General features: G+C 39.5%; 12 protein-coding genes and 1 riboswitch. Of the genes, 7 read left to right on the top strand and 5 right to left on the bottom strand.

Annotated features, from left to right (window positions below; all coding sequences use genetic code 11):
- Positions 1-15 precede the first annotated feature (15 nt).
- The gene (locus ADIARSV_RS03530; RefSeq protein WP_016194000.1) at positions 16-3,210 is read right to left on the bottom strand and encodes a SusC/RagA family TonB-linked outer membrane protein; all 3,195 of its coding nucleotides are present in this window, start codon (positions 3,208-3,210) and stop codon (positions 16-18) included.
- A gap of 539 nt (positions 3,211-3,749) precedes the next feature.
- On the opposite strand from ADIARSV_RS03530, the gene ADIARSV_RS03525 reads away from it, so the two are divergent.
- Complete coding sequence (locus ADIARSV_RS03525) at positions 3,750-4,601, top strand: methylated-DNA--[protein]-cysteine S-methyltransferase (RefSeq protein WP_016193999.1); 852 nt, start codon at positions 3,750-3,752, stop codon at positions 4,599-4,601.
- Positions 4,602-4,641: 40 nt separating this feature from the next.
- Positions 4,642-5,244 carry an alpha-ketoglutarate-dependent dioxygenase AlkB family protein gene (locus tag ADIARSV_RS03520; protein ID WP_316929485.1) on the top strand — a complete coding sequence of 201 codons (603 nt, stop codon included), beginning with the start codon at positions 4,642-4,644 and terminating at the stop codon, positions 5,242-5,244.
- A 54-nt stretch (positions 5,245-5,298) separates the two neighbouring features.
- Here the strand turns inward: ADIARSV_RS03520 and ADIARSV_RS03515 are convergent, their stop codons facing one another.
- Entirely contained in the window at positions 5,299-6,606 is a 1,308-nt protein-coding gene (locus tag ADIARSV_RS03515; protein ID WP_040298983.1) for an alkaline phosphatase family protein, read from the bottom strand.
- Between the two features lie 564 nt (positions 6,607-7,170).
- Here ADIARSV_RS03515 and ADIARSV_RS03510 point away from each other — a divergent pair.
- Positions 7,171-8,352 carry an ATP-binding protein gene (locus tag ADIARSV_RS03510; RefSeq protein WP_016193996.1) on the top strand — a complete coding sequence of 394 codons (1,182 nt, stop codon included), beginning with the start codon at positions 7,171-7,173 and terminating at the stop codon, positions 8,350-8,352.
- A gap of 125 nt (positions 8,353-8,477) precedes the next feature.
- Here the strand turns inward: ADIARSV_RS03510 and ADIARSV_RS03505 are convergent, their stop codons facing one another.
- The gene (locus ADIARSV_RS03505) at positions 8,478-8,864 is read right to left on the bottom strand and encodes a hypothetical protein (RefSeq protein WP_016193995.1); all 387 of its coding nucleotides are present in this window, start codon (positions 8,862-8,864) and stop codon (positions 8,478-8,480) included.
- 658 nt (positions 8,865-9,522) lie between these two features.
- Between ADIARSV_RS03505 and ADIARSV_RS03500 the strand changes: the two genes are divergently transcribed.
- From ADIARSV_RS03500 to ADIARSV_RS03490, 4 genes are all read left to right on the top strand, one after another.
- On the top strand, positions 9,523-10,737 hold the full coding sequence (locus ADIARSV_RS03500; RefSeq protein ID WP_016193994.1) for an MFS transporter: 1,215 nt from the start codon (positions 9,523-9,525) through the stop codon (positions 10,735-10,737).
- 158 nt (positions 10,738-10,895) lie between these two features.
- The gene (locus tag ADIARSV_RS03495; protein WP_016193993.1) at positions 10,896-13,007 is read left to right on the top strand and encodes a ribonucleoside triphosphate reductase; all 2,112 of its coding nucleotides are present in this window, start codon (positions 10,896-10,898) and stop codon (positions 13,005-13,007) included.
- Positions 13,004-13,174, top strand: a complete 171-nt coding sequence (gene nrdD, locus ADIARSV_RS22780) for an anaerobic ribonucleoside-triphosphate reductase (RefSeq protein WP_016193992.1) — start codon at positions 13,004-13,006, stop codon at positions 13,172-13,174. Before ADIARSV_RS03495 ends, nrdD begins: the two co-directional genes overlap by 4 nt.
- Positions 13,167-13,841, top strand: a complete 675-nt coding sequence (locus ADIARSV_RS03490; protein ID WP_016193991.1) for an anaerobic ribonucleoside-triphosphate reductase activating protein — start codon at positions 13,167-13,169, stop codon at positions 13,839-13,841. The genes nrdD and ADIARSV_RS03490 overlap by 8 nt, the downstream gene beginning before the upstream one ends.
- Before the next feature lie 89 nt (positions 13,842-13,930).
- Here the strand turns inward: ADIARSV_RS03490 and metE are convergent, their stop codons facing one another.
- Positions 13,931-16,267, bottom strand: a complete 2,337-nt coding sequence (gene metE / locus ADIARSV_RS03485; protein WP_016193990.1) for a 5-methyltetrahydropteroyltriglutamate--homocysteine S-methyltransferase — start codon at positions 16,265-16,267, stop codon at positions 13,931-13,933.
- Positions 16,268-16,424: 157 nt separating this feature from the next.
- A riboswitch (cobalamin riboswitch) is annotated at positions 16,425-16,576 on the bottom strand.
- A 48-nt stretch (positions 16,577-16,624) separates the two neighbouring features.
- On the bottom strand, positions 16,625-16,831 hold the full coding sequence (locus tag ADIARSV_RS20930; RefSeq protein ID WP_083936517.1) for a cysteine-rich CWC family protein: 207 nt from the start codon (positions 16,829-16,831) through the stop codon (positions 16,625-16,627).
- Between the last annotated feature and the right edge of the window lie 373 nt (positions 16,832-17,204).

Below are 17,204 nucleotides of genomic sequence, written 5' to 3'. Positions count from 1 at the left end.
TCGTTGAATTAGCGATTAAAATTTAACAGACAGACCTGCAGTGATTGTTCTCTGATTAGCAGCCGTGTTTCTATCGACACCTGCTGAGGAGTTACCTTGAATGCTGCTTCCATTGGATGCAACCTCAGGATCAGGACCAGGATAATCAGTAATCATAAATAAATTATACGCGCTTACATAAAGCCTCAAATTTGAAATTCCAACTTTGCTAACTACAGATTGTGGCAAAGTGTAACCTACGTTTGCTGACTTTAGCTTAATGAAGTCTGACTTGAAAACATTAAAATCGCTCGGTAATGTATTTCCATTAGATATATTGTCATTGTATTTCACTTTTGGAATATCGGTAACCTGTCCTGGTGTGGTCCATCTGTTTAAGATTTCCACGCTGTTATTCCAAAAACGTTGATCAAGTAATCCCGCTCTGGTTCCGTAATACATGTAGCCACCAAATTGATACGTGAGCAAGAAACTTACGTCAAATTTCTTGTAACGGAACGTGTTGTTAAAACCACCAAATGCTTTTGGGTTTGTCTGTTTGTAATTAACTGCATCATTAGATTGCGTAATGTCAGGTGCCCGGGTTCCATCGGCATAGGTATATCTTGGCGTCCCATAAAAGTCAAAATATACCTTGGTGCCTTGCTTGTCCAGGAATATCCGACGACCAGTTTCCGGATCTACACCTGCGGTACGTATAATGTACAGGTTAGAAAGCGGGTGTCCAATTTCCGTGATACTGACGGTTTCAAGTCCTGAAGTTGTAGAGACGAACGATGTTTGTCCATCTGCCAGTGCGGTTACTCTGTTTTTATTGAAACTGATATTGAATGAGGGTGTATAAGTAAAATCAGTTGTCCTTACCGCATCGGCATTGATGGTCAATTCAAACCCTTTATTGTACATTGAACCTATGTTCAGCGGTGGATTGGAAGCGGCATATGTAGCTGTAGTTAATCCGGCAGAAGGAGCTTGTGGAACATTAAAGATCAATCCATCGATGTCATTCTTGTAGTATGCCATCTCTGCAGTAATCCGATTATTCAAGATACCTAAATTTAAACCGATATCTATTTTTTGACTCGTTTCCCAACCCAAACCTGGATTTCCTACTTGATTGGATACCAATGATGGATTGACTAAGAACACACCTGATGAATAAAAGCTATACGATGCATAGTCATTCAGACCCAGGTTATTTCCAACCTTACCGTAACTACCTCGCAATTGAAAACTGCTGAAGATCTTATCTGCATGGATATCGCTCCAGAATTTCTCACGTGCTACTTCCCACTTAATTCCTCCTCCTGGAAAGTAACCATCCTTTTTGTTTAGTCCGAAAGCAGAATAGTAGTCTTTTCTAAGTGTTGCACTAAGGAAATACTTTTTATTAAAGTCATAGTCCAGGCGCCCAAAGAAAGAGGCCAGGTAGTTTTCACCATAAAGTAAGCCTGATGTAGCATTTGTTGTGAAACCAGCCTGAACAACATTGAATTCAGGATCAGAAAGTATGGTCCGGGCTATACCAAAACCATTGGTGGTATTTCTGGTTTGTTCATTACCTAACAATAAGGAAACGTTGTGATCAGATGCAAATGTATGGGTAAACTGCACCGTATTGGTCCAGGTCCAGTTTTTCCGTTTTGCATAGGTCGCAGTTGCACTTCCAGTTGAACCTTGGATGGCTGCACCGAAGAGGTCATTGTCAGAGAATATATAATCGATTCCATACAATGTTTTCAATGTAATCCATGAAAGTGGACGGGCTTGAAAATATATATTTGAAGCAATGTGATTCAATTCGTTGTTAGACCGGTTAAGATCAAGCACGGGTACGATGTTCGGGTAAGTTACACCCAGGTTCACGTTGTTCATTGTTCCAATTGCACTTCCATTCAAATTATACGTCCCGTCGTTATTATACGGAGAGATGTTTGATGGCATAACCAATGGGATACGACCCAAACCTTCAGTTCCGTATGCGGTACCTTCTATTGAGCCTGTACTTGCAGAGGCAAGATTTTCTTCGTTTGAATAGTTAATCTTACCTCCTATAGTAATGACTTTGTTGGCTTTGTGGTCTACGCTAGCCAAAATGCTTCTCCGGTTAAATGCATTACCCTGAAGAATTCCTTTTTGCTTGCTGTAATTCGTAGACAGGTAGTAACTTGTATAATCATTTGCACCACTTAGACTTATTGTATTGTTGTTGGCTACTCCTGTTCGGTACACGTAGTCATTCCAATCGGTATTGATTGGATTTCCATCTGCGTCATTCGTTAAAGCAAAATACCGCGTTGGAATTGCAGGTGTTCCAGTAGCCGCATTAGCGGGAATGGCTGCGCCTGTATTGTATAAGTTAGGCGTTGCATTTCTTAATCCTTCGTTTTTTATGTCGGTATATTGGAAAGCATCTAGTGTTTTAGGCAACCGGACTACTTTCGATTGTCCCAACCAACTGTCAAAAGTGATTACAGGTTTTCCTTTTTTCCCTTTTTTAGTAGTTACGAGTACCACGCCATTTGCTGCGCGACTACCGTAGATGGCTGTAGATGCAGCATCCTTTAAAATTTCGATACTTTCGATATCTTCATTGTTGATGTTCCCTAAAGCATTACCCGTAGAATTACTTCCGCTTACATCACCGGTTATACTCACGACACCATCAACCACAATCAGCGGCTGAGAGCTCAGGTTGATGGAGTTTGTACCCCGGATACGAAACACGGGAGGCGCATTAACGACTCCACTAGGAATGGTCACCTGCACACCAGCTGCACGCCCTCCTAAAGATTGCTGAAAATTTTGAACCGGCTGTTGACTGATTTCTGAACCTTTAACGGAGGCTATACTTCCAACAGCATCTCGTCTGCTCGTTGAGGTGCCATATCCAAGCACGACAACTTCAGTTAAAGCGTTTGTACTACCTTGTAATACAACATTTAGTGTTGAACCCGCTGGTTTTACAGTTTTGGTTTCGAAGCCAATAAATGTAAACTCCAATGATTGTCCGGGTCCTACCTTAATGGAGTACCCGCCATCGGCTTTTGTTTGCGTACCCAATTTAATGGCTCTGTTGTTGACGCTTACCCCTGGTAGCGGCAAACCGTCACTTCCTGTTACAACACCGGTAACGGTTTGCGTTTGTGCATAGCTTTGGTAGGCTGAGCATGTTAAAATCCATAAAAAAACAAGTAATTTTGAGTTCATACGTTAAATTTTGTTAAGTAATTGCAATATGAAACATTCTTGTCCATTTACAGCATAATATTTAGAATAAATTGTAAATATTATCGTAAAATATGCAAATACATATAAATATTTATACTATTTGATCTTATTATTGAATTTTAAAAGAAAATATGACTGATTTTATGAAATATTTCAAACCAATGTGGACAAAAGAAGCGATATTAACTATTTAGTGTCTTAATAATTGAATTCTATACGATTATTGGCCAGTTAAGGAGAAATTTCAGTCGATTTTAAGAGAGAAATACAAACATCAGATATTCCGTCTTTATAAACGTTTTCCATACCAATATTCCAGGTAAGGGCATGGGTTTATTTATGGTTAAATCACATGTTGAATTTTTAGGCGGCACCATAAGTGTAAGTGGTAGTGAAAATGAAGGCATGAAGTTCATTTTAGAACTTGAATAAGAGCTCGTATTATTTAAACATGATAGCAAGATTCGGGTTCCTTACCAAATCATGATCAGGTAAGTTTGTAGTATATTTATACGAACATGGAAACTCAAAATGAGATAGATTATCATAGAATAGCTCAAGCCATAGAGTTCCTAAGAACAAATTATAAGAGCCAGCCAACCTTGGAAGAAGCTGCCGAACATGTGCATATAAGTCCTTTTCATTTTCAGAGAATGTTTAAAGAATGGGCTGGGGTTACGCCTAAGCAATTTTTACAATATACTAGTATCGAACATGCCAAATCAATGTTGCAGGATAAGAAGGCAACTTTGTTTGACACGGCATACGAGATAGGTCTGTCTGGTACAAGTAGACTTCACGACTTATTTATTAAATTAGAAGCGATGACACCAGGCGAGTATAAAAATGGAGGAGCGCTCTTGTCTATAAATTATAGTTTTGCAGACAGCCCCTTTGGAGAAGTCATCGTTGCTTCCACGTTCATTGGATTATGTTGTATGGCTTTTGCTGATGAAGGACGGGAAAAAGCGTTAACTGAGCTTCAATGTCGCTTTCCTAATGCGGCTTATAATGAACGTTCGGACGCTATTCAGCAGAGTGCTTTAGCTATTTTTACGCAGGATTGGGATAAATTGAATGCGATTAAACTTCATTTAAAGGCGACCACCTTTCAGATTAAAGTATGGGAGGCCCTTTTGAAAGTGCCTATGGGCGAACTGATTACCTATTCCGGACTTGCAGGGGGCACTAATAGTGCACTTGCTTGCAGGGCAGTAGGTTCTGCAGTAGGTAGTAATCCGGTTGCCTATTTAATTCCTTGTCACCGGGTAATTAAATCAACCGGCGAGCTGGGTCAATATCATTGGGGAAGTCAACGCAAAAATATGATCGTTGGCTGGGAAGCCTCCAAATCTATTTCCATAGTTTGATTCAAGAGGAATGGATTTAATTTTTCACATTGCATTAATCATGATGAATTTATTTAGCACTGAACATGACAAAAACCTTCTCCCGGCAGACGGGGAAGTATATTATTATGGCAAAATATTCGCCGATCATCTCGCAACTCAGTATTTGGAGACTTTGCTTGGTACCATAACATGGAAGAATGATGAAGCTGTTATTTTTGGTAAACACATCATTACTAAAAGAAAAGCAGCCTGGTATGGCGATGAAGAATATGAGTACACGTATTCAAATACGACTAAAAGAGCTCTAAAATGGACAAAAGAGCTTTTAGCTATTAAACAGTTAGTTGAAGATAAGAGCCAGATAAAATACAATTCCTGTTTGCTTAATCTATATCATACTGGAGATGAAGGAATGTCGTGGCACAGTGATGATGAGAAAAGTTTAGGGAAGAATACCAGTATTGCCTCAGTAAGTTTTGGAGGAGAGCGAAAGTTTATGCTTAAGCATAAAGTTGAAAAGACTACCATTTCTATCATTTTAGAACACGGTAGTCTTTTAGTGATGAAAGGTGCCACACAAAGCAACTGGTTACATTCATTACCTAAAACCAAAAAGATTGGTACACCTCGGGTTAATCTGACTTTTAGAACCATCGTTTAGGAATAGCTGGTTCTCATTTAGAAATCCTTTATAGTTCATTCCGAACGTTGTTGATTATTTTAATAATCCTGCAGGTATTTTACCATCTACTTCTGGAAAGGGAATACCCAGGAGTTTTACGATGATGGGCGTCATATCGCGTAGATTCATTTCTTCTATCACAGCACCCTTGCGGATGCCCGGACCATGAGCTACCAAACCAGTGCGGATATTCTTTGTGTCGGGGAAATGTCCGTGTGTACCACCCTTGCCGGACTTTAAGGCATCGCCAGTGATCGCAGTGCTAAATGAAGCGTCTTGCTCTCCGGTAAGTGCAAAAGCGATATTCGGGTTATAACCGCCTTTTTCAAGTTGTTCCTTGCTGATGATTCGGTAGTATTTCTTCACACTATCAGGCTGTGCTTTTAATAACGCTGTTACTTTACTGACGGTCACTTTATCGTTAGGGTCTTTGAGATATAAGTAGGCAGATCCACCGGCTGAATTGAATTGCGCTTTCCAATCGCCGGTACTCAGATCATTGATCAAACCTGCTTCTTTCAGCCAAACATTTGGGGAAATGGTCTTCTTTACATCATAGAACCCATGGTCGCCACCAATAAGAAATACTGTGCTTTCCCATATTCCTTCGGCTTTTAAGGCGTCTATGATAATACCTACGGCAGCATCCGCATCAGCTACCGCTTCTTGTACCTGCTTACCATAACGCCCAACATCGTGCTGTGCGCCATCGGCAGAAAATAAGTGAATCGTCATCAGTTCAGGCTTGCATTTCTTTATTACATACGCTGCAATCTTAGCTACATTCTGATTTTTCCCGGCATTGATCTTGTCAACGCCGCCGAATACTTCTTTTTTTACCTCGGCATAGAAACCATGCGGTAAAGAATATTGCTCGCGCACTTGATCGCCCAGGCTACCTATGTCTGGAATGTTGTAGTCTACAGGAGCATTGGCAGATACTGGCCAATAAAGAGACGCAACGGTCATGCCTTTTTCTTTGGCCGCTTTCCAGATAGTAGGTACATGAATGGAACTATCTTGCCAGTAAGGCTGCTGCTGCGCACCGTCTGGGGTAAATATATTGTTGTAAAATACGCCATGTTTCGCAGGCTGCACACCGGTAACAATCGTGGTATGCGACGGGTAGGTAACGGAAGGGAATACACTGTTTACGCCCTTGGCATATGCCCCATCTTTCATAAGAGCACGCAGGTTTGGCGTTTTCCATTCGCTGTCAAGATAGAAATCAGGTCGGAAGCCATCAATAGTAAGAAAGATAACGTGTTTGGCAGTTTGTGCCATAAGCTGCCCGGTTGTTATAAACAAGGCAAGGAGTGCGATTGATAAATGTTTTTTCATAATTAGTGCCATCCAGTTTTACGGGTATTTAAGATGATCTTAAATCAAAATACAGAATGGGTAAAGGTGTTTGTAATAGTGTTAACTTTTTATGAAGTTATCATTAATCTAATCTGCCTGATTAGGGGTATTGAATAGTTTTCAGTTAGATATATTGAGTTTCACTGTAAAATTTGATTTTTTTATACGCAGGTTCTTTTAGTATACTTGTGCGTCACATTATATCTCTGTAAGTTAAATTTGATACTTACCAAACATATTCATACCGAATACTTATTATTGAACGTAATAACCAATGAAGTACAATTTTCTTCAAACCATGAGGACATGCCTTTTTTATCTCAAATATCATTGGCGGCACCTGAGGACGGCAGTTACCTACAGATTTTCCAGTACACCCGGAAGTTTCAACAAAGGACTTTGCTCTTAAGACAAGATTCGGTACGACAATCCAGTTACGCCAGTATGATCTGGCTAACAATTATAGAAGATTAAACTTTCAAAATACATCTAATTAGCTTAATTTTATTGTAATTTGAAAGTTTGCCTTTCAAATTACATATTATGTTAGAGAGAATTTTAAAGCAAAACTTATTAAATGGAATAGAAAATGTTCCAGTAGTAGCACTGCTAGGTCCACGACAAGTAGGAAAAACAACATTAGCTTTACAGGTTGCTGAACAAGTTTTAAATAAAAAATCCGTCTATCTTGATCTTGAATTAGATACCGATCTAAATAAACTAGATGATCCGGAAAGTTATCTGAGACGATTTGAAAATCAACTTTTAATTATTGATGAGGTACAGCGTAAACCAGACTTATTTCGTATTCTTCGAGGTTTAATTGATATTCGAAAACGCAGTGGAGAAAATGCCGGACAATTTCTTTTACTTGGATCAGCATCCCGTGATCTAATACAGCAATCTTCGGAAACACTTGCAGGAAGAATAAGATATCTTGAATTAACCCCTTTCAGTGTATTAGAGGTTCTCAAAACGGATAGATTGGGATTCAATCCTGAAAAACTTTGGTTCAGGGGAGGATTCCCAAACAGCTATCTGGCAACGTCTGATGATGAAAGCTGGGAATGGCGCAATGATTTTATTTCTACCTATGTAGAACGTGACATACCTCTTATGGGCCCACAAATTCCGGCATCCAGAATGAAAAGATTTTGGACAATGCTTGCCCATTATCATGGTCAACAGATTATATATTCGGAACTTGGTAAGAGCCTTGAAGTCACACATCCAACTATAAAGTCATACCTGGACATTCTTACGGATTTTTATATGGTCAGGCAAATTCAGCCATGGTCTGGTAATACGAAAAAACGCTTGGTTAAATCACCTAAAATTTATTTGCGTGACAGTGGCATACTTCATAAGCTTTTAAATATTTCAAGTTTTGAGGTCTTACTAGGACATCCGGTTCTCGGGGCCAGCTGGGAAGGTTTTGTTATAGAGAATATTATAGTACAACTATCAAGCAAATGGCAATACAGCTATTATAGAACTACTGCGCAAACTGAAATAGATTTGGTACTGGAAGGTCCTGATAACCAAGTTTGGGCAATAGAAGTTAAAAGATCGTCATCCCCAAAAATTAGTAAGGGTTTTTATACTGCCTGTGATGATATAAAAGCAACAAGTAAGTTTGTGATATATTCAGGATCAGAAAGATATCCGATGTCCGGACAAATTGAAGCAATCGGGCTTACTGAATTCCTTGAAATGTTGGGATGAAATTTTCCTGATAATTTTATAAAGATCACTGGGAATATCTTATTAAAATAAAAGGTCCCGTTCTTTATTCAAGAACAGGACCTTCAAACATTTCATTATATTATTATATTGCCTATTGTGACTATTTATTGCTGAGGCAAGCCATATCCATTGGTTATTTTTCCATTTGATTTACTAATCGTTTCGAACGGAATGGGGAAGAAATATCTTGGTGGAGCATCTGCTGATTTTACGCCTGAAAGAATATTTCTATCGTAACTGATTTGATTATTGACAATATCAATACCCCAGTTAGTGAGTTTATAGCCTTGTGCAATCAAAGCAACAGCTTCTGTTCCTGTAGGTGCAATGTAACTAAACAAGCCTTTAATAGCAATGTTATGGTCGGTACCTTTTACCTTACCGGCTACAGCAGTTACAGTAGCCCAGTTATACTGACCTCTCCATCCAGGAAAAAGAGCCGGATTAGTTAGATCTGTACAATCATAAGTTAATGAGGTAGCCAGTTTCACATTTTTTGTCAGGATGTAGTTAGATATTACATTACCATTGGCAAAAGTATAAAATCCATTCGCACGCAGACCGGTTATTAGTTAATAATCGTAATTCAAATGGTTATTATAATTTATGCTTCTTATTCTTAGTCGGATTGTCCGGCTATGAGATTGGTAAGCGTTCTTTCATACTTCTAGATTTGTTAGTTTATATCAGATCAGGCTTAATTGCCTGCTTACATACATCATGCAGACGATGATGAATAGAATACGATTACTTCATTTTGGCCTCCCTTTTTTGGTTTTTAAATTGGTTATTCCGCAATGTTTTTACCAACCTTTCAATGATAGATTTGGATATATGACTTGCAATTATAACCTTCAGCTTAATACTATAAAGGTGAATAAACAGATTAAATTGCAGGTTTAAAAACTGACACAATTGGTTTAATAATTGACATTTTTACACGCCTACGAGCGAATAGAAGACATGCTGGGCATTGAAAAAGAGACCGTAGCTATCCGGTTACCCGATTTCAAGGTCATAATCGGGTAAACAAAAATTGTTTATCAGTTTAGGTTTCTGGAGTTGTATTAGATTTGCGGGTACATAAATACCTTATTCAACCATCAATTAATTTATACATTGATTTGGTTATCCGCAATATTATTATCAATGATCAAACAGAAAAATCAATCCATTTCTACCCTCCTTGCATTTTCATTAATACCGCTCTCTGGTTTTGCAACAGACGTTTATATTCCATCTCTGCCAAGTATGGGTGCTGACTTGCACATTAGCAGCATCCAGGTACAAATGACATTGACTGTCTTTTTGATTAGCTACGGAGTTTCTCAACTCTTTATTGGGAGTATACTTGATAGTTTCGGACGTTTCCGAATCAGTCTTGGTGCCTTACTGGTATTCATCATAGCCAGCCTGGTAATTGCGTTAACACATCAGATCTATCTGATCTATGCGATGCGGATCATTCACGGCATAACAGTGGCCATCATCGTGGTATCGAAAAGAGCATACTTTGTGGATTTATATACCGGAGAAAAACTAAAACACTACCTGAGTCTTTTCACCATCATCTGGTCTGCCGGACCTATTATAGCCCCATTTTTAGGAGGTTATTTGCAAACGATTTTTGGGTGGCAATCAAACTTTTACTTTTTAGCTGCATTTGCATCGGTAATAGCTATCCTTGAACTTATTTATAGTGGTGAATCGCTCAGCAACCCTGCGGAATTCCACTTAAAAAAAATTGCTGGGATCTATTTAAAAATGTTTAAAACTGTAAGTTTTAGTCTTGGGCTCTTTATGCTTTGTTTTGCCTATTCTATGGTTATGGTATATAACATGACAGGCCCTTATATCATTGAACACGAGCTTGGTTTAACACCTGTTGTTGCTGGCACTTGTTCCTTGATTCTTGGTTTATCCTGGATGGCAGGCGGATTTATTAGTAAAGCTTTGATTACCCGTCCGTTTTATAAAAAGTTATCCATCAATTCCGGTTTGCAAATTGTATTTGTACTGATCATGATCTTTAGTTTAAAATATTTTACCAGTATCTACTCGCTTGTATTCTTTGCCTTCCTGATTCATGCTGGCGCAGGGTTTACATATAATATTTATTTTACCTATTGTCTCAGTAAGTTTCCCCAGAATGCAGGAATCGCTGGCGGCCTTAGTGGCGGATTCGTCTACATTGTGCTGTCATTTTTAACTTATGCGATCGTCAATGTATTTCCTGCAAAAGATGAACGCAACCTTAGTTTTAGCTACCTGATTCTTATTATTTTGTCAGCGATAGGGATGTATCTGGTTTATCTTATGAATAGGAAGCAAAAGAATAACGAACTGGAGATGAGCAGGATGTAATCTTTTAACATCTTTGATTGATCGTACATCGTAAGGCCTACTCTTTTTAGGGGTCAAATGTTTACAATTTGTGATATAAAGTTTCTCACTTCGTGTTGATAAGATGAAGATGCACAAACGGGTCCTTTTCATTAGTCTTGCATCCCGAATTAAAAAACATGATCAACTACGTTATAAAAAGAAATGGCGATTACGAGCCTTATAAAGGATTTAAAATTGAAGACGCCATTGAAAAAGGATTTTTAAGCGTAGGTGTACTTTGCGATAAAACAATCTATGAAAAAGTTTTAGTTGATCTGAAGACCAAAGAAGTTTGGACAGTAGAAGAGATTCAGGATATTATCGAAAAGGAGCTTTTCGATAAAGGCTATTTTGAAGTAATGCGTTCGTTTATGATCTACCGGCATACACGAAAGATGCAAAGAACGCATATTGACGGTGTGGATGAGGATACGACCTTCATCAACAGCACACAAACGATTGAAGAATATATCAGTCAGACAGACTGGCGGATTAACGCGAATGCAAATACCTCCTATTCTAATGCCGGTTTGGTTAATAATGTGGCAGGTAAAGTGATTGCGAATTACTGGCTGGATAAGGTTTATTCGAAAGAAGAAGGTTATGCACACCGGAATGGTGATCTGCATATACATGACCTCGATTGTTTAACCGGATATTGTGCTGGATGGAGTTTACGGGCATTATTAAACGAAGGTTTTAATGGAGTACGTAGTCGCGTGGAAAGCAAAGCTCCTTCTCATTTCAGGGAAGCTTTAGGGCAGATGGCCAATTTTCTTGGTATTTTGCAAAGTGAATGGGCTGGAGCGCAGGCTTTCAGTTCTTTTGATACGTATCTCGCTCCTTATGTATTTAAAGATAAGTTGAGTTTTGAGGATGTATTGAAGGCCATTCGCAGTTTTGTATATAATTTAAATGTACCCGCACGTTGGGGACAATCGCCGTTTACGAATATAACGATCGACTGGACGATTCCTGAAGATCTGAAAGGACAGATTCCAACACGAAATGACCATCATCTATTTGAAGGCAATAAAGACGAAAAGCTGATCCTGCGTGCTAAAGAACGTGGCGTATCTAACGTGTTGGATTTATGTTACGGTCATTTTCAACCGGAAATGAACCTCATCAATAAAGCATACTATACGGTTATGACGGAGGGGGATTCGAACGGACAACCTTTTACTTTCCCTATTCCTACGGTAAACATCACCGAGGATTTTGATTGGTACTCTGAAAACACGGATCTATTGTTTGAAAACACAGCCAAGATTGGATCATCGTATTTCCAGAACTTTATTGGCAGTCAGTATATGCAGGATGAAGATGGTAACCGGATCGAAAACCCACAGGCTTATAAGCCTAATGCGGTGCGGAGTATGTGCTGCAGACTGCAACTTGACCTGCGCGAACTGTTAAAAAGAGGAAATGGTTTGTTTGGCAGTGCTGAAATGACAGGCAGTGTAGGTGTGGTTACTATCAATATGGCCAGACTGGGATTTCTGTACAAAGGGAATGAAAAGGGTCTGTATGGCCGCCTGGATCTGTTGCTGAGCATTGCAAAATCAACTTTAGAGAAGAAAAGAGTATTTATACAGGAGATGTATGACCGGGGTTTATATCCGTATACGAAAAGATATCTGAGTCATTTCAGGAACCATTTCTCCACCATTGGTGTAAATGGAATGAATGAGATGGTGAGGAACTATAGTGCTGATCAATACGATATTGTATCGGAAAAAGGAAAAACCCTTGCTTTGGATCTTTTGGAATTCATCCGTAAGCGGATGACGGTATTTCAGGAAGAAACAGGCAACCTGTATAATTTGGAAGCTACTCCTGCTGAAGGCACTACGTATCGCTTTGCTAAAGAAGATAAAAAACGATTTGAAGGAATTATTCAAGCTGGAGAAGACGAGAATATCTATTATACGAACAGTTCGCAAATTCCTGTGGATTATACGGACGATCCTTTTGAGGCCTTGCTGCTGCAGGATGAACTGCAGTGTAAATATACTGGCGGAACGGTACAACATCTGTACATGAGAGAAAAACTAAGCTCTCCTGAAGCTTGCCGTAACCTGGTTAAAAAGGTAGTATCCAATTTTAGATTGCCCTATATTACGGTGACTCCGGTATTTAGCATTTGTCCCGTTCATGGTTACCTGAATGGCGAGCATGAGTACTGCCCTACCTGTGATGAAATTTTACTTAAGGAATTGAAAAATCAACAAACATCAAGCATATGAAAAACACTGAGATCCAGGAAGAATTAATAAAGAACGAAGCGAAAAGAAGCAAATGTTTGGTTTATACCCGTGTGATGGGTTATCACCGCCCTGTTGAAAGTTTCAATATTGGTAAAAAGGCAGAGCACAAGCAAAGGATGCATTTCATTGAATCGAAGTGTGCCTGATCCAATTTACAATATAACTCCTTTTACGTTACTTGATTACCCGGATAAAACAGCCTGCATCGTTTGGTTCGCAGGTTGTAATATGAAGTGTCCTTATTGCTATAATCCAGAAATTGTTCTTGGAAAAGGAAAGATGAGCTTTAGCGATTCGCTTACTTTTATTGAGAAAAGAAGAAATCTGTTGGATGGGGTGGTTTTAAGTGGCGGAGAGTGTACCCTGCATCATGGGATTGAACAGTATGCCGCTGAAATTAAAGGCATGCATATGCTAGTTAAAATTGACACAAATGGCAGCCATCCTGAAAAGCTAAGAGCACTGATTCAAGGGAATCTGGTTGACTATGTAGCGCTGGACTTCAAGTCATTATCTGCTGGGTTTGACAAAGTAACTAAAAGCAATCTTTTTGCACATTTTGAGGAAAGTCTGGATTTGTTGCTTGTTTCGGGCATTCCTTTTGAAGTGCGGACGACGGTTCATTCTGATCTTTTAAGTGCAGCTGAGATCCAGGAAATGGCGCATTTTCTTATTGAAAAAAAATACAAAGGGAATTATTACATCCAGAATTTTGTTGGAAATACAAGTACTTTGGGGGGTATGGATTATTCAGTGCCGCTATGTGCGGATGATTTTTTGGAGAGTGACATGAAAATTATTATACGGAATTGATTTTTAAAAGGCGGAGGTTATCTATTTAACCCCCGCTTTTTTAAGGAAAACTATTTTTAAAAGGAAGCTTTCCTGCCCTGCTTAGCAGATCAAATTGATCTTTCCAGAGGTGTTAAAGCTTTTGTCCGCATTTGTTTAGCCGCTTGCACCATATTGAGTAGGGCCTGTTTGGTTTCCGGCCAATTACGAGTCTTCAGACCACAATCGGGATTCACCCATAAGTTCCGGATCGGGATAGAAATTGCTGCTTTTTCTAATAATTGAACCATCTCCTGCACGGATGGAATACGTGGGGAATGAATGTCATATACACCGGGACCAATTTCATTGGGGTAATTAAAATCGATAAAGGCATCCAGCAATTCCATTTGCGAGCGTGATGTTTCAATTGTAATCACATCGGCATCCATTTCTGCTATATTCTCAATGATATCATTAAACTCGCTATAACACATATGGGTATGGATTTGGGTCTCATCTTTAACCCCTGAAGCACTGATACGAAAGGCTTTGATTGCCCAATCGAGATAGGTTGCCCTTTGATTTTTGCGCAAAGGTAAACCTTCCCTGATAGCGGGTTCATCGATCTGGATGATACTGATACCTGCATTTTCGAGTGCAAGAACTTCATCACGAATGGCCAGTGCAAGCTGAAAGGCGGTTTCAGAACGAGGTTGATCATTCCGCACAAAAGACCATTGAAGAATGGTGATCGGTCCGGTTAACATCCCTTTCATCGGTTTATTGGTATGTTCCTGTGCAAACTTACTCCATCGTACGGTTAGATCCTTTTCCCGTTTGATATCACCAAAAATGACAGGGGGTTTAACGCAACGACTACCGTAGCTCTGCACCCAGCCGTTACGGGTAAACACAAAGCCTTGCAGCATCTCGCCGAAGTACTCGACCATGTCATTGCGTTCAAATTCGCCATGCACCAGTACATCGATATCGATTTCCTCCTGCCAGTGGATGCTTTCTAATGTAGCGCTTTCGATGGCAAGGTCGTAATCGGCCAGACTAATACTGCCCTTTTTAAGTTTTGCGCGTAATTGCCTGATGTCGGCAGTCTGAGGGAATGACCCTATAGTGGTGGTTGGAAAAAAAGGCAGGTTGAAGCGCTTTTTTTGAATTTGCTGGCGTTCGGAGAAAACGCTGTTTCTTGTTGCGTCTTTTTCTGAAATAGCGTCCAATCTTTCTTTGACATCTTTGCGATGGATGAGACTGGAGGATTTCCGACTTTCAAGAGCGAGAATATTCTGGGACAGAAGTTCATTCTTTCCATTAGCAATTTCATAAAGATCAGAAATTTCATCCAGTTTCTGCCGGGCAAACGCCATCCAGTTTTTAATGACCGGATTTAAAGTAGTTTCCAAATCAAGATCACAAGGGCTATGTAAAAGGGAGCAGGAGGCTGCAATCATGATTCTTTCGGATCCAAGTACGGCAACGGCCTTTTGAATGTGATAGAGGGCCTTCACATAATCGTTTTTCCAGATATTCCTCCCATCTACCACACCGAGCGATAACGTTAAAGTAGGTGGTGTATATTTTAAGACTTCATTCAGTTGTTCAGCACTGCGTACCAGATCAATATGTACGGCTGCTACAGGCAGATGAAGTGCTAAAGCGGTATTGTCGCCCAGCGATTCAAAATAGGAAGTCAACAGGATTTTTATGCCGTTACATTTTTTACTAATCTCCTCGTAGGCATATTGGAATGCCTGTTTTTCGACTTCGCTGAGGTCAAGGGAAAGGTAAGGTTCATCCATCTGAATCCATTCGGCACCATAACTTTTAAAGGTGTTGATGATTTCGACATAGACGGGAACCAACTTTTTGATGAGATCGATTCGATTGAAGGCGATAGGGGCGTTCTCGTCGTTCGATTTCTCTTTACCAAGTAATAAGTAGGTCACCGGACCGGTTAATACTGGTTTGGGGTTGCTGCCCAGGATTTGTTTGGCACTGGTAAATTCAGCAAAAGCTTTTTCAGAGAAGAGCTTGAATTCCTGATCGACAGTAAACTCAGGAACAATAAAATGATAATTGGTATCAAACCATTTGGTCATTTCCATTGCCGGGATATCCAGTCCATCCTTTTGATACCCTCTGGCCATAGCGAAATACAAATCAATTTCTGCATTTCCTTTTACTGCTGTTAGAATTGAGGAATAGCGCTTAGGGATTGCTCCAAGCATTAAGGACATGTCGAGGACATGATCGTAAAAGCTGAAGTCATTACATGGAATGAGATCAATACCAGCCTCTTGTTGTAATTTGAGACTCGTTTCCCTAAGCTTCCATGCAGTTTGATGAAGCTCATCTCTGGAAATTGTGCCTGCCCAATACTGTTCACAGGCTTTTTTAAGTTGTCGGTTATCGCCTACACGAGGGTAACCAAGATTGTTTTTGAGCATACGCATAAAACTTTATTAAACATTAATGTGAATTAATGCTCCTTACGTTTTTGGTATACTTTCGAAAAGGGTGTAGTAGAGCGCAAGAGTAGATCACATCAAGGGCGTAAACCGTTGTGTGAGGATACTTAAAACTCCAGACTACTGCTTCAATCGCGAAAGCATTGGTCTCAAACAGACGGCAAGTATCCTGGCTTGTAACCTGCTAAAGCAGATGTTACTTACAGTTGCGCGACAGCCCGTGAATTGCACACGGTTCCTTTTTAATTCTATCCATAAAATTGGATAAAATAACCTGACTGTTGGAAGAATGATGTAAAGAACTATGACAAATATACATTCCAGTATTGACAAAAGCTACATTTAGTTGAGTTCAACCAGGAGCTGATGTTCAGATTTAAGCGCAGTTAGGCAAGAAGCACAAAGGCATCCTTCATACTTTTCGGCAATATACTCTACTTCTTTGGCACTGAGCTGGACGGCATTACACTGACATCTGGAGTATGTATTTGCCCTGCATTCAATGCGGGTACCACACCTTTCACAAGAAACCATCTCATGTTTTGTCATACTTTTTGAATTTAAATTGAGATTTCCTGAAATTAAATTTGATTCCACTCAGCTCTTTATTTGGTACAAACTAACTCAAAATATACATATTAAAGAAGATTTAGGAAGAATAAGCTTAACAATCGTTTATTTTATAGCCACATTTTACATTTGACCAACAGAAAGATTTAAAACCTTGTTTCTAATTAGGGTAAGGTTTTAATCGGAAGCAGCTTAGTTTGAGCGTTGGATAAGGAGCGGATAGAAACGTCTATATCGCAGGTACCGGATTCAATAGGAATGAAAAAGTAACCCATTTTTGGTTTGGCACATAACGGGATTATTGTATCGGGATTGTAGAAATGGACAGGAATGTTCGGCCCGATACAAATTT

Source organism: Arcticibacter svalbardensis MN12-7 (assembly GCF_000403135.1).
GTDB lineage: Bacteria > Bacteroidota > Bacteroidia > Sphingobacteriales > Sphingobacteriaceae > Arcticibacter > Arcticibacter svalbardensis.
The sequence above is the reverse complement of the archived record's forward strand: the minus strand, read 5'-3'. Positions and strand labels throughout refer to the sequence as shown.